This window comes from Rathayibacter sp. AY1D2 (genome assembly GCF_002932695.1).
GTDB lineage: Bacteria > Actinomycetota > Actinomycetes > Actinomycetales > Microbacteriaceae > Rathayibacter.
This window is the reverse complement of sequence record NZ_PSVX01000081.1, coordinates 1-13199: the sequence shown is the minus strand read 5'-3', so window position 1 is coordinate 13199 and position 13199 is coordinate 1. Positions and strand designations below refer to the sequence as shown.

Below are 13199 nucleotides of genomic sequence, written 5' to 3'. Positions count from 1 at the left end.
CTCCGTTCCGGATCATCCGCGCGGCCCTCCCGCACCTGCCCGCGGGCGCCACCATCATCAACACGGCGTCGGCGGAGGCGCACAAGCCCGCCCCCGACCTCAGGACACCGTGAACCCTCAGGACACCGCGAAAGCCCCCGCCTTCCCCTGGATCGGCCTGCTCACGCTCGCCGGCGCCGTCTTCGTCTCCGTGACGAGCGAGTTCCTCCCGACCGGGCTCATCCCCGACATGTCGCGCGACCTCGGGGTGAGCATCTCGCTCACCGGCCAGCTCGTCACGATCTTCGCCGCGACCGTCGTCGTCGCGACGACTCCGCTGACCCTGGTGACCCAGCGCTTCTCGCGCAAGAGCCTCCTCCTCGTGGCGCTGTGCACCATCGCGGTCGCCAACGTCCTCGCCGCGCTCGCCCCCACCTTCGGGCTGCTCATCGGCGCGCGCATCCTCGGCGGGCTCGCCCACGGCCTCTTCTGGGCGATCGTCGCCGCCTACTCCGCGCATCTCGTCGCTCCGGAGCAGCTCGGCCGCGCGACCGCGATCACGGCGGGCGGCGGATCCGCGGCCTTCGTCCTCGGCGTCCCCCTGGGCACGGCGCTCGGGCATGCGTTCGGCTGGCGGCCCACCTTCGCGATCCTCGGCGGCGTCGTGCTCGTGCTCGCGCTGATCGTGGTGAAGTTCCTGCCCGCGGTCGACCACCACATCCCGCTGCGGACCGGCGAGATCCGCCTGCCGGCGCGGAAGGACCGGACGCTCCCCCGCATCATCGGCGTCTGCGTCGTCATCCTGCTGGTGCTGATCGGCCAGAACACCCTCTCGACCTACATCACGCCCTGGCTCGAGAACGCCTCCTTCGCCCCCGACACGGTGCCGCTCGTACTCTTCGCGTTCGGCGGCGCAGGGGCGGTCGGACTCGTCCTGGCCGGCTTCGCGACCGACCGGTTCCCCCGCTCGGGCTTCGTGGTCGCCGCGATCGCGGTCGTGCTGGCGCTCGCGGGCCTGGCCGTCGCCGCGGGCACCGGCGCCGCCACGGCCGTGGTCGTCGCCGCGGTGATCTGGAACATCGCGTTCGGCGGCATCCCGGCGATGCTGCAGACCCGGATGCTGCGCACCTCCTCCTTCCAGCTGCGGAGCCTCGCCGCGGCGCTCCAGACGACGGCGTTCAACATCGGCATCGGCGGCGGCGCGGTCGTCGGCGGACTGGCGATCGACGCGAGCGGGCTCGACGTGCTGCCGTGGGTCGCGATCGTCATCGTCGCCGTGGGGCTCGTCGTCAGCCTGATCGTCGACGCCCGGGCGACGGCGGCGGTGCGGGCGGAGGCGGTCCCTACTCGCTGAGCCTGTTCATGACGGAGGAAGGACGCGTTCCGGCGCGCGCCGATCCGCGTGTTCACGCTCGAGCTGGAACGTTCTTCCTCCGTTGTGAAGACGGCGGCCTCCGGCTTCGTGGACACGGCGGCGTTCCTCCGGCGCGAACACCGGGATGTCGTCCACACGGCCGACGCGGCGCCGCGGGGAGCAGGGGATACGGTCGAGGGATGAGAGACGGAACCCGATGAGCCCGAGCACCCTCGAGCCGCCGCTGACCCTCCCCTACTACGGGGCTCCGCCGATGGCGGCGCTCCGCCGCTTCTTCGGCAACTACCTCCGCTTCCGCGGGAGGGCGAGCCGGGCCGAGTACTGGTGGATCATCCTCCTCGGCAGCGTCCTCACAGGGCTGCTGCAGCTGGCCGACGGCGGTCCGTGGCGCCTCGACTTCACGCTGACGCCGTACCCGAGCGGCGCGCCGTTCCAGACCTTCTGGGTGTCGCTCGCCGCGGGCGCGATCGCCCTGGCGACGTTCCTCCCGTCGCTCTCGCTGATCTGGCGGCGACTGCACGACGTGAACCACAGCGGGCTCTGGATCCTCGCGATCCTCGTGCCGATCGCCGGCTACGTGTTCCTGCTGATCCTGTTCGTGCTGCCGCCGCGGCCGGAGGGCGCGCGGTTCGACTGAGCGGCGGACGCCTCGGCGGTGGGGGGCCGGACCCGGTCGACGAGTCGGCAGTGCGGCTCGCCTGCCGCCCGCAGGACGACGCCCGTTCTCGCATCAACCGCAGGAACCGTGATGCGCCCGAGCCCCAGGGTCGTGTAACCGGCTTCCTTCTCACCGGTGACCCTGGATGTGCCGATCGCGAGACAGATCATTGACCAAGCGAGAGCGGCGAAGAACAGCACCAGCGGCACGAAAAGGGGCAGACGCAATCCCGGAGGAAGGACCGCGAACCCGACGAAGAGCCAGATACAGGCGATCGCCTGGGCGAGAGATCCCCACCCGGTGTTGAGAACACGTGTACGCGCAGACCACCCGGGCAGCACTTCCACCCTCCCCGGCACCAGCGCAGGTTCCCTCTCCGCCCCCGACATCATGCGCCCTCCGTCGGCGGCGCCAGGGCGACGGCGCCAGCGGCGCGCGCATCAGCCCGCTGCACCGCCCGATAGACCGTCGACCGCGCGACCTTGAACTCCGCCGCGAGCTCGGCAACGGTGTAGTTCCCGGCACGATGCTCTGCGACCAGATGCGCCTCGATCTTCGGCGACAGCTTCGGCTGACGGCCACGCAGACGCCCCTTGGCCTTCGCGACCTTCATCCCCTCACGCGTGCGGGCGCGAATCAGGTCCCCCTCGAACTCCGCGACCATCGCGAGCACGTTGAACAGCAGCCGGCCGATCGGATCCTCCGGATCATGGACCGACCCCCCGATGCTGAGCTTCACCCCGCGGCGGGTCAGCTCATCAACGATGTCGCGAGGGTCTGTGATGGACCGCGCGAGCCGGTCGAGCTTCGTTACGAGCAGAGTCGATCCGGCGTTGCACGCAGCCAGCGCCTCTCGTAGCGCGGGACGCTCGCGGTTCCGGCCGGTCAGACCCGAGTCGGCGTAGATCCGATCGGATGGGACGCCGGCCGCCCGGAGCGCGTCCCGCTAAGCGGTCGCATCCTGCTTGTCGGTTGAGACGCGGGCGTATCCCACGAGCGACCGTGCGCTCAGTGTGTCAGTTGACGCCCCACCATCGGGCATCTCATCGGGCGGGTCTATTGCGACGAACAGCGCCGCGAGATTCCGGTCTCATGCGCGGCCATCCTGGGCGGTCGGATGACGTCCCCCTCATCGGACGCCGGACGCATCGACGCACTAGCCCTCCGAGGCTCGCGCCGCACTACCGTCGAATGCGCCCGCCCAAGGCACCCCTAATCCAGTAAGGGGGTGTCCTGCCCGCAGCACGGTGAGGGTGGCAGCCCGTTCGAGCCGGGCCGGGTCAGAGGAGCCTCGCGCTGCGGGCGCGAGGCTCCCGCTCGACGCGGAGAGCGATTCCCTATCGGTACGCATGTCCAAATCCTCGCGCATCGAACAGGGGCCGGAGAGGCTCCTCGACGCCGGAGCGGCTGTCCTCATCTACTCCGGAGGTGTCCGTTAGGGGGACTTGGGTTCAGCCGGTCGTTGCAATACCACCGTGAGTCGGAGTGTTGGCGATGGGATCGAAGTTGAAGCAGCGTGCCCGGGGTGGCGCGGTTCTGGGAGCTGCCGAGGGAAGGGTCGAGTCGGTCGGCGGCCCGTGATGCTGTCGGCGTGCCGGTGAAGAGCCGCTCAACGGAGCAATCAGCTGCTTTCCGTCCGTCGCCTCGCAGGGGGTGTCTGCTCGGATCTTATGCTTGATTCGTCACATTGTTTAGTGGTTCAGTATCGCGTCGACGTTTTCGGTCGTTCCGTATCCCACCATTCGATGAGGTTGGCGTGCAAGATTAGCGCGAAGGCTTCGACTGCAAGGTCGCCTCCGGTGGTCAGGGAATCGATTGCGGCAGGGTCCCACTGGTCGAGATTCACTACCTCGTCAGTGGAGGTGGGTGTAGCTCGAATGGTTGTGTCAACGCTCCATCCGTTTGAGCTGTGGGTTGCGGTAGCCGCGATGACGTCGTACGGGGTGGGGTAGTGGCGGCGCATCCACCCCACGACGTCGGCGAGGTCGCGGGTGTCGTTCAATCGTTCTCGATCGGGGTGTAGACGGGGCATCCGGTCCCGTAGGGCGGTTGGATGATGGGTGCGGCGGTGGTGATGCTGGTAGATCGGGTGTTTATGGTGCTGTCGATTTTGTAGGCGTTGACGATGCCGATGGGGTTAGCGAGGGGATCGGAGCCGTTGTAGGCGTTATATCCGAAGAGAACGAAGTAGACGGGTGTGCAGTTTGCGTCGTAGAGCGTCTTAGACGCCTGAGCTCCCGGGTGCGTAGAGGCCGTAGCTGAGTGTCTGCTGAATATCGAAGTTGGTGTCCGCGTCAAAGTGGCCGCGAGCGATGATGTGATTCAGTCCGAACCGGGAATTTCCGCAACGCAGCGGCAAGTCCCCCTGGTCGTTGCTGTAGCTGCCGAGCGAGTGGTCGTACGTCTGTCCGTCGCAGGAATGAGTGTTCAGTCCTGGTACGTCAGCCTGAGCGGCAGGTGCGACAACCGTACCCAGGACGAGCGCAACGAACACCGTGGCGATTTTGCCAGCGGACCGATTTCGTGAGGTGTGCATGACTATTACGACCTTCATCCAAGTCCCCGCGCTCACCGCTTGTGAGCGGTCGTCGTGCACGTCTAGGTCTACTCCGCATAGCTCGGCAATACAACCCTGGGTGTTGCCGACACCCGGGCTTGGCAGCGGGACACACATGCCCTTCGAAGATCATCAGTGGGACAGTGTTCGTGGCAGCGAGCTGCAAGTTGGCGTCTGCGGGAGGGCCGTTCCCCGCACCAGCCCGGTGCGCGGGACGCTCCGCGCGCGGGCGCGGGCGGCAGCGTTCCGCAGGACAGCCGCTCGCGGCCATCACTGCTACTGCAGCGACCAGCGCCAGTTCCGAGCGCAGTAGGAACATCCCGCGCTGATGTCCTCCGGCCCGAACGTCGGAGTAATGATCGACGGTGCGAGCTTCACCGCCACAGGCTTCGCGGGACGATACCGCTGCCCGCAGACGTCTAGGCGCCCGGCCAACCATCCCCATATGGGACGGAGCTGAGCGGGTAGCGTCACCGGCATGACCTCGGGTTCGCGTCACCGCATTCGAGTTGCTGCCGCACTCACAACCGGAGCGGCGCTGCTCACCGCCGCCGGCTGCGCGCCGGCGGTGCAGACGTCGGGATGCCCGGGCTGGGCGTATTTTGGATCCGCGGAAGCCCGCTACGAGGTCGCCGAAGCGGTCATCACGACCGCCTCCCCTCGCGCCTCGGGAACTCAGAGCGTCTTCAGCGTCGCAGCATCCGCATACATGGTCACCGTGGATGAGACAGAGAAGGGACCGTTCATTGCAGGAGAGACAATCCGCGTCGTGTCGATGCCTGATGCGTGCAGCGGCACCGACCTCTACCCGGACGGAGACCCGATGGACACCGACCAGCCCCTCCGCCTGTACCTCAGTTCCGGGAACGGATTCTGGGCGACGCTGACTCCGCTCGAGGGCGCTGAACCGATCGAGGAATAGCCCGCCAGTCGATCCCCATACGGAACGGCCGGTACGCCGACTCTCTCCCCGACAGAATCGTGCATCCGTGTCACGCCATCAGGGGTGCAGGGTTGAGCCAAACTGGCTGAGTGTCAGCACTGCGCCATTGGGCGCCACTCCCCTTCGTCGCAGTCGCCATCGTCGCGACGGTGATCCTCACCGCTCTCCACCTGGTCGAGCTGTATGTGCTGACTACCCAGCAGCTCGCGCAGGACGGGACTGGGCAAAATTCCGCAGGAACAGTCGCGTTCTTCGCGGTCTACCTCATTCCGTCCGCCCTGATCGAAGGTGTGCTCATCGGGCTGGCCGCGTTCGCTGTCGCTCGGCTCCTGAAGCGCGGCCACCGAGTCTCGCAACGCGCGATCGCACCGCTCGTCGGCCTGGTCGCGGCGGTCGTCGCCCTCTGCCTGATGGTGGTGCCGTTGATCGGGTACGCCACAGGTGGGCTTCTCCAGCTGGGCGCCGGGATCGCGGCCCTCCTCTCGGGCGAAGCTGGAAGCGGACCGGCGAATCTGATCACAGCCATCGCGCTCGCCCTCGTCCTCTACGTCGGAGCCTTCACCCTGAGCGCACGCCGCCTCTTCAATACCGCTGCGGCCGGGGACCCTCACGCCCGCTGACATCTACAGCTCCTCGGATGATCCCGCTGGAAGATCCCCGAATGGGACGACTGCGGATTGCGCAGTCGGTGGAGATACTCCGTGACGCAGAGTATGTTTCGGGCATGGAAGAGATACGGGAGCCGCGGGTGTGGATCATGACGGTCCTGGCCAACGGACGAGCGCACGGCTACGGCATCGTGTCGGCGGTGCGCGAGCTCTCCGACGGCGCGATGACGATGAAGATCCCGACCCTCTACGCCGCCCTGGACCGTCTCGAGCGCCAGGGCCTTGTCGCCGCGGATGGTGACGAGGAGGTCAATGGGCGGCGGCGCCGATACTTCCGGCTGACCGACGCCGGTGCCGCTCGTCTCGCGGTCGACGCTGAACGCTTGGCGCAGCTCGAGCGCGCCGCGTCCAGCGCCGCACGCCGCCTCGGCCGGATCGCGCCGGCATGAGCGGGTCCGGCCTCGACGGCTACCGGCGGGCGCTGCGCTGGTACCCGGCAGCATGGCGAGAAGCTAACGCTGAAAGCGTGGTCGGCGCTTTCCTTGACCGGGACGACGCGACCGGAGCAACCGGACCGACACCACGTGACCGGGCCGAGCTCGCCCGAGCCGGCATCCGCGAGACCCTGACCGCCACGAGTCGGCCCGGACGACGCGCAAGCAGCGCGATTGGCATCGCGTTTGTCCTCGCCGCCTGGTCCTACGGATCGGTTGTCATTGAGGTCGGCGGGCGGGTCATGACCCTCGCGAGCGGCGGCAACGTTGACGCGATGGGACGCAGCTACGGAGCCCCCGTCCTCCTCGCGGCGGCACTCGTCGCTCTGGCCTGGCTATGCACGGCTATCACCGCATCGCGGAGCGGCCGACCACTCCTCGCCGCCGTCATCGGACTCTGCGGTCTCGGAGCCGCATGGACCACCTTCCACCTGTCGTGGTCGAGCCTCCTCCCGCCGCTCGAGCTCGGATCACCCCTCCTCACGATGGGGGTACTCAGCGTCACGGCTCTAACGGCAGCAGTCCTCGCTACCGTCTCGGCAGTGCGCGCCGGACTCCTCCAGAAGCCTGCGTCTTGGATCATCGGCGTGGCCGCCGCAGTCCATGTCGCCGGCGCGGCGCTTCTTGCGGCGCTCGACCGCCCGCTCACCGTCCCGGAGGTCCTTCTCGTCGTCGTGTGCGCACTTTTGACGCCGGCATACCTCGCTGTCACCGGCGTCGGCTTCGTATTCCTGAGCACAGGCACCACTCGCCAGCGGCGAGCATCACGACAAAGCGCCCTCACTACTCCCTAAGCGGCGGGGTCGAGGCAACTGCTGTGTCCAGCGACCGGTGACCCATCCTCTTACGGAACACGACCGCGCTCTATTTCCGAGGCTCGGCTACCGACGTCGAAACGCTGCATACAGCGCGCCGGTGATGATCAGAACACCGATTCCAACGAGGACCCAGGTACGAGGATCCTCATGGACGCTGGTGCAGACGCCCGGCGAGTTCACGTACTCCGCGCAGCTCCCCGACCGGTCACCGGCAAGAAGGACCACCGCGATTAGAGCGACGAACGCAACCGCGAGCCACCACCACCGCACGCGCCGCCGAACCAGTGCACCCATGACGAGACTGTACGACGGCAGCGCTTCGTCGCGGGGGCTGCCAGGTCTCGATCGTCGATCGATGTGATTGCCCGCCGCTCCCCCTCTCATCGGGGCCGACCGCCCCGATGCCAGCAGGCCAGAGGAGCGTCCGAGTGCCCCGGAGCGAGAGCGACCCGCTCAACCATCCCCTACCGGACACCACATCCTCTCAGGCCGCTGTTCTGGGAGAGTGGACTGAATCGTGAGGGGCACCAATGATTGATGCGCGGCGGACCGTAGAGATGGATCGGCTGCCCGGAGGGTTCCGATGAACGGTCCGCGCGAAGTGCTCGGCCTTCCGCCCTTCGCGCTGTTCTGGAGCGCAACGACCATCCGCTCTTTCGGCAGTGCGATCGCGGGTGTCGCGTTCCAGGTGCTGATCGTCTCGGTACTGAACGCAACGCCTGCGGAGATCAGCATTCTCGCGGCGCTCGGCGTAGTGCCGTACCTGCTGTTCGGTCTGATCGTGGGCGCGCTCATGGATCGGTGGCGGCGCCAGCGGACGTTGGTCGTCACCAGCATCGGGCGTGCGCTGATTCTGGGAATGATCCCCGTCCTTCTCCTTCTCGATGCGCTCACCTTCTGGTCACTCGCCGCGGCAGTCCTGCTGCTCGGTGTCCTGACCTTGTTCGCGGACTCCGCCGCGCAGCCGTTCCTCCCGCAGATCGTTCCCCGGTCGTCCTTGGTGATGGCCAACGCGCGACTGGGCCAGAGCGAGACCCTGGCGGGAACGGCAGGACCCGCGCTCGGCGGAGCACTGCTCAACCTGATCGGCTCACCACTCCTGCTCGCCTTCGACGCTGCCATCAACGCGGTGTCGGCGGTGCTGCAATCACGCATCAAGGTGGAGGAGCGCCGGCCCGATCGCCGCGCACCAGGCCGTCACATCGGTCACGACATCCTCGAGGGAATGCGATTCACCTACCGGCACCGCACCCTCCGGCCGCTCGCGCTCTCCGTCCACGCCTGGTTCCTCGGCAACAGCATCGTGACGACGGTGTTCGCGGTGTTCGTTCTCCGAGAGCTGTCCCTGCCCGCTTGGGCGTTCGGCGTCTCGCTCGCGTTCGGCGGCGTCGGTGGCCTCCTCGGAGCTCTCGTCGCACCTGCTGTCGGGGCGCGGGTCGGAGCGGGTCGTGCGATCCTGCTGGGCCGTGCGCTCGTCATCCTGCCCTGGCTGGCACTCGCCGTTCTTCCCCTCGACGTGGACAGCGGCCTCGGTCTCCTGCTTCCCGTCGTCTGCGCCGTGCAGTTCGTCTACGGGCTGTCGATGGGTATTGAGGATGCCAACGACACGGGATACCGGCAAGCGATCGCGCCCGACGAGATCCAGGGCCGCATGAACTCCACCATCCGCACAGCGAATCGCGTCGTGTTTCTCTTCGGTGCGCTGTTGACCGGCGTCCTCGTAACGGCTTGGGGCTACAACCTGACGATCGGAGCGGCGGCGATCGCCTTCACCGCAGCCGCGCTCATCGTCGCACTCTCCCCCCTGCGCAATGCCCGCCACGAAGACGCAGAGATCTCTCCCGAGCAGGCTCCCGACTCGATGGACGAGACAACTCGCTAAGCGAGCCCGCCTGACGCCAAGTTGAGGTGTGCTCCAAACGAGCGCTCTCTGCCGCCATAATGCGATCGCAGAACACCGCCACAGAGCGATCATCTCTACATTTCGCGGCGGTCGGTGTCGCTCATGCGTGTACCGGTGAACGATCCCCTTTCGGGACGATCCGGAGCGCCCTGCAACGCTGCGGGTTCGTCGTGTTGCAACTCCTCGTCGTGCAGACATGTACTGAGTGAGGGGCCGAGGGGGTGCAACGTGGAGAAGGGCGATCGCGACGTCTTCGAGGAGCTGTTCGCGGCGAACTTCGACGACCTGATCCGCTATGTCCGGCGTCGCGCCCCGGAGCAACTTGTGGACGACGTGGTGGCCGAAACGTTCCTCATCGCGTGGCGCCGGCGCGGGGACCTTCCCGCGCATCCGCGTCCCTGGCTCTTCGCCACGGCCTTGAACGTTCTGCACAACGCCGTCCGGCGGGAGGCGCGCGAGCATCTTGTCGCTGAGCGCGTCTGGCTACCGGGCGCAGCCGATGCCGACAGCTCCGCCGAGATCGATGCGCTCCACGCGCTGCGATCGATGTCCGAGGCAGACCAGGAGGTGCTCGCCCTGCACGTCTGGGAGGACCTCTCGGACGCGGAGGCGGCGAAAGTGCTCGGGTGCAGTCGTGCCGCATTCTCGATGCGCCTGTCGCGGGCGAAGAAGAGGTACGCGGCGATCCTCGACCCGACCCGGCCGAGCCGCGCGCGGCTCACCACGCTCCCCACGGAAGGTCTCTCATGATGCCCACCGACGAACTGCACGCCCTCAAGCGGGCCGACCCCGCACGCCGAGGAGGCGACTCGGCCGACGCGGAGCGACTCCACGAACGCATCCTCGTCAGCATCGAGTCCGAGACAACACCCCACGAGAGCCCGAGGACGGATATCCGCCGGCGGCTGATCGTGGGCGTGTGCGCGCTCGGGTTCGCTGCGTCTCTCGTCGCCGTCGCGGCGATCGCCGGTCGTCCAGCGGCTCCCGTCAGCACGGTGGCGCTGAGCGTAGGGGGGATCTCCCCTTCGGGCCTGGCGAGCTGGACGCCTGAACCGGAGGCAGGCGCAGGCAGCTCCTCCGTCCTTGAAAACTGCATCGACACCCTTGACGCCAACTCGAACACCTCCGAGCCAGCTGACGTCGTGTCGGCGGACACACGGGGCACCGTCGAATCAGTGCTCGTCGAGAGCGGTCCCTACGTGGCCTGGTGCGTCGGAGAAAGCGCCACCATCCCGATGTATTTGCTGCTCGACGGCCCCGGCAACGCCACACAGGCTCCTTCATCCGACTCGGTCACACTCTTCGCGTCAGGAGGGCACCTCTCACCGGACGGTTACGGCTTCGCCGCGGGCGAGGTCGGACAGGACGTCGCCAGCGTCACGCTGACCGAGGACGGTCATGAGGTCGCGGCGACCATCTCTAACGGGTGGTGGTCCGCCTGGTGGCCTAGTACCGACGACACCCTTCTCCTCGATGGACGCATCACCATCGAGAACGCGGATGGCGGAACGACGACGATCGGCGCTCAGACGCTCCAATGAGCCACCCCCTGACGGAACGGCGCACCCACGAGGTCACGCCCCTACTCTCTCTTCATGGAGTCAGGAGTGCTGGTGCGGAGGGCGTCACCAGAGGACGTGAGGGCGATCGCTCGCGTTCACGTGCAGTCGTGGAAGGAGACCTACCGCGGCGTGATGAGCGACGCCGTGCTCGATGACCCCGCACTACTCGGCCAGCGTGAATACTTCTGGACGGCCGCGCTCACCGACCCGTTGTACGCGGGAAACAGGATCGCCATCGCGGAGCTCGAGGGCGCTGTTGTCGGTGTAGCGATGGCTGGACCCGCGCTCGACCGATTTTCCGGCGTGGCCGAGCAGCTGTACCTTCTCTACACGCTCTCCGAGGTGCATGGCCGAGGAGGCGGCGCGGCGCTCCTCGAGGCCGTCCTTGACCCGGACGTGAGTACAGGGCTCTGGGTGGCTGACCCCAACCCTCGGGCGCAGGCCTTCTATCGCCGGCACGGGTTCATCGCCGGCGACGCGAAGATCGAGGACGGCGTACGGGAAGTGTGGATGACCCGCCAGCGAGCAGCTGCCGCCCCTACTGAGCGGTGGCGCGTCGGCGCCGACGTCGATCAAGTGCTCCGCGAGGCCGAGAAGATCACCTGATTCGCCAGAGCAGCTGACGACGCTGCACAAATTTCCAGTGGCCCCCTAACGCCCGAAGGACGGTCCGTTTGTGGAACAGTTCGGCGGCGTTCGCGTCGGCTGTGCAGGGGACTTTGAACATCTGAATGCCCACGGTCGTCTGCACGAGTGCCGGGATGGCGCGAAGCGATGTGCATGCGTCCGCGAGTAACGACAGCGCTCGGTGTCGCGTCTGCGTGTACCGGTGAACGATCCCCGTACGGGACAGCAGGGCCGACACGCGCGTGAGGACGACGCCGACCGAGCGCGTCGAGTAGTCCCGCCGATGTCAGGAGGGGTCGCGGTCTCCGCGCACTGTGAGGAACCAGGCGGTGTCGTTGTCCGCGTTCGATGCGGTGGCGTTGACACTCGATATCGGCTTCTCGCCGAGCGACGCGGGATCGATCTCGTGTGGGCCGTCGGCGCAGTCGATCGCGTCGAGGGTGGTCGTCGTCCTCGTCGCCGGTCCCCCAGCCGTGGAAAGCGATCCGATTTCGAGGTCGATCACTCCTTCGCCGAGGCAGTCGAAGGTGATCGCGGTCGGCAGCGCCGGCCTCTCGAGGGTGACGTCGATGCGGCCGCCGTCATCGTCGGCCGCGACGTTCAGCGAGAGGACCGCTACGACGTCGCGATCCGTTGCCACGTCCGCTTGGCGCTCTTCGCGCCATTGCGTGATGCGAGGATCTTCGCCTGGTACCGGTGTGCAGCCGGCGAGAGCCGCCACAAGAACAAGGCCAGCTGCTGTGTGGATGGGGCGGTGCCTCATTGCTCCACAGTAGAGGCACAGGACGCCGAAGAAGACCCATCATTACAGCGCCAGCGCTCCTCTCCTTCGCAGCGCGATACGGTGTGCTGACGAGGCACGGGGGATGCGGTGGGATCGACAACGCGCCTGAGGTGGGTGGCCGGAGCGGCAGTGGTGGCGCTCACGATGACGCTCATGGCCGGGTGTTCCGGCCCCGACACCGAGGCCTACTCCGATTTCGAGCGGGCGCAGGACGAGCGGGACGCTCTTCCCGACGTCGGCACCGTAGGAGACGGTTACGACCCCGCCTCGATCCGTTACGTCGGGTCAGCTGAAGGGCTGGGCGTCTGGATCGGGTCGCAGACCACGACCGGAGGCCGGTGCGTCATCGTGGACGGAGACGGCGACAACGAAGACGGAAGCGGCTGCGGGGATGCGCTGTCGCTGAACGGAGCATGGGCCGTCCAGATTCACACCGATGGCGCCGGTCCAGACGACGCCACTGGCATCGACTGGACGAGCCTTGGCGAGAACGTGTCCATCCGCCGGTACTAACCACCCTGTTCCTCACGTCGACCGCGCGGACGAGCACGTGCGAACGACCCCTACCGGCCGCCCGGTCGACCATCCCCATACGGAACGGATGCAGCGCCCGTTCCTTGGTCCGTGTCACGCCGACGGTGCACCGCGCTTCGCGCGCGTGGTTACGGGATGAACTCTTGGGACCAGTAATCGGCCCGCACCTCCAGGAGAGGTCCCTCGATGGCGGAACTGACCGTGATGGTGCGCGGGTCCCAAAGCGTTCCTGCGATGCGCGCTTGCGGCGTCGTTCCGAGCTCGCTCGACAGCTGCTCGGGAGTCATCGCGTCGGGCGGGCGCACCGAGAACAGCCGCCAGCATCCACCGGAGGCGCACTCGACGGTCTCGCTGACG

14 protein-coding genes and 1 pseudogene are annotated in these 13199 nt (G+C 67.3%); 11 read left to right on the top strand and 4 right to left on the bottom strand.

Annotated features, from left to right (window positions below; genetic code table 11):
- The first annotated feature begins 109 nt into the window (after positions 1–109).
- Positions 110–1333 (top strand): MFS transporter, encoded by a 1224-nt coding sequence (locus C5D04_RS16215; protein WP_104226411.1) that lies wholly within the window; start codon positions 110–112, stop codon positions 1331–1333.
- 217 nt (positions 1334–1550) lie between these two features.
- On the top strand, positions 1551–1991 hold the full coding sequence (locus C5D04_RS16210) for a DUF805 domain-containing protein (protein WP_181137743.1): 441 nt from the start codon (positions 1551–1553) through the stop codon (positions 1989–1991).
- 409 nt (positions 1992–2400) lie between these two features.
- On the opposite strand, the pseudogene C5D04_RS16200 reads toward C5D04_RS16210, so the two are convergent.
- Positions 2401–3054, bottom strand: a pseudogene (locus tag C5D04_RS16200) (recombinase family protein).
- A gap of 1993 nt (positions 3055–5047) precedes the next feature.
- On the opposite strand from C5D04_RS16200, the gene C5D04_RS18015 reads away from it, so the two are divergent.
- The 4 genes from C5D04_RS18015 (at position 5048) to C5D04_RS16185 (ending at position 7408) form a co-directional block, all read left to right on the top strand.
- Positions 5048–5491, top strand: coding sequence for a hypothetical protein (locus tag C5D04_RS18015; RefSeq protein WP_146076925.1), 444 nt, complete (start codon positions 5048–5050; stop codon positions 5489–5491).
- Between the two features lie 110 nt (positions 5492–5601).
- Positions 5602–6132 (top strand): hypothetical protein, encoded by a 531-nt coding sequence (locus tag C5D04_RS16195; protein WP_104348022.1) that lies wholly within the window; start codon positions 5602–5604, stop codon positions 6130–6132.
- Between the two features lie 17 nt (positions 6133–6149).
- A complete protein-coding gene (locus C5D04_RS16190) occupies positions 6150–6569 on the top strand; it encodes a PadR family transcriptional regulator (RefSeq protein ID WP_219815037.1) in 420 nt (139 codons plus the stop codon).
- A gap of 77 nt (positions 6570–6646) precedes the next feature.
- Entirely contained in the window at positions 6647–7408 is a 762-nt protein-coding gene (locus C5D04_RS16185; protein WP_146087890.1) for a hypothetical protein, read from the top strand.
- Positions 7409–7495: 87 nt separating this feature from the next.
- Here the strand turns inward: C5D04_RS16185 and C5D04_RS18395 are convergent, their stop codons facing one another.
- Entirely contained in the window at positions 7496–7726 is a 231-nt protein-coding gene (locus C5D04_RS18395) for a DUF4179 domain-containing protein (protein WP_181137742.1), read from the bottom strand.
- 289 nt (positions 7727–8015) lie between these two features.
- On the opposite strand from C5D04_RS18395, the gene C5D04_RS16180 reads away from it, so the two are divergent.
- The 4 genes from C5D04_RS16180 (at position 8016) to C5D04_RS16165 (ending at position 11503) form a co-directional block, all read left to right on the top strand.
- A complete protein-coding gene (locus C5D04_RS16180; protein WP_104263149.1) occupies positions 8016–9314 on the top strand; it encodes an MFS transporter in 1299 nt (432 codons plus the stop codon).
- A 249-nt stretch (positions 9315–9563) separates the two neighbouring features.
- Entirely contained in the window at positions 9564–10085 is a 522-nt protein-coding gene (locus C5D04_RS16175) for an RNA polymerase sigma factor (protein ID WP_219815036.1), read from the top strand.
- Complete coding sequence (locus C5D04_RS16170; protein WP_104348020.1) at positions 10082–10876, top strand: hypothetical protein; 795 nt, start codon at positions 10082–10084, stop codon at positions 10874–10876. Before C5D04_RS16175 ends, C5D04_RS16170 begins: the two co-directional genes overlap by 4 nt.
- A 54-nt stretch (positions 10877–10930) precedes the next feature.
- A complete protein-coding gene (locus C5D04_RS16165; RefSeq protein WP_104348019.1) occupies positions 10931–11503 on the top strand; it encodes a GNAT family N-acetyltransferase in 573 nt (190 codons plus the stop codon).
- Positions 11504–11810: 307 nt separating this feature from the next.
- On the opposite strand, the gene C5D04_RS16160 is transcribed toward C5D04_RS16165, so the two are convergent.
- The gene (locus tag C5D04_RS16160) at positions 11811–12287 is read right to left on the bottom strand and encodes a hypothetical protein (protein WP_146087889.1); all 477 of its coding nucleotides are present in this window, start codon (positions 12285–12287) and stop codon (positions 11811–11813) included.
- A 150-nt stretch (positions 12288–12437) separates the two neighbouring features.
- On the opposite strand from C5D04_RS16160, the gene C5D04_RS16155 reads away from it, so the two are divergent.
- Entirely contained in the window at positions 12438–12821 is a 384-nt protein-coding gene (locus C5D04_RS16155) for a hypothetical protein (RefSeq protein ID WP_104348017.1), read from the top strand.
- 149 nt (positions 12822–12970) lie between these two features.
- On the opposite strand, the gene C5D04_RS18555 is transcribed toward C5D04_RS16155, so the two are convergent.
- Positions 12971–13199 (bottom strand): hypothetical protein (locus C5D04_RS18555; RefSeq protein WP_219815035.1); only part of this gene is annotated, 229 nt, incomplete at its 5' end.

Coding starts and splice junctions, on each gene's coding strand:
- C5D04_RS16165 (WP_104348019.1), top strand. CDS start 10,931: ATGGAGTCAGGAGTGCTGGTGCGGAGGGCGTCACCAGAGGACGTGAGG.
- C5D04_RS16190 (WP_219815037.1), top strand. CDS start 6,150: ATGATCCCGCTGGAAGATCCCCGAATGGGACGACTGCGGATTGCGCAG.
- C5D04_RS18395 (WP_181137742.1), bottom strand. CDS start 7,726: ATGGGTGCACTGGTTCGGCGGCGCGTGCGGTGGTGGTGGCTCGCGGTT.
- C5D04_RS16210 (WP_181137743.1), top strand. CDS start 1,551: ATGAGCCCGAGCACCCTCGAGCCGCCGCTGACCCTCCCCTACTACGGG.
- C5D04_RS16160 (WP_146087889.1), bottom strand. CDS start 12,287: ATGAGGCACCGCCCCATCCACACAGCAGCTGGCCTTGTTCTTGTGGCG.
- C5D04_RS16180 (WP_104263149.1), top strand. CDS start 8,016: ATGAACGGTCCGCGCGAAGTGCTCGGCCTTCCGCCCTTCGCGCTGTTC.
- C5D04_RS16170 (WP_104348020.1), top strand. CDS start 10,082: ATGATGCCCACCGACGAACTGCACGCCCTCAAGCGGGCCGACCCCGCA.
- C5D04_RS18015 (WP_146076925.1), top strand. CDS start 5,048: ATGACCTCGGGTTCGCGTCACCGCATTCGAGTTGCTGCCGCACTCACA.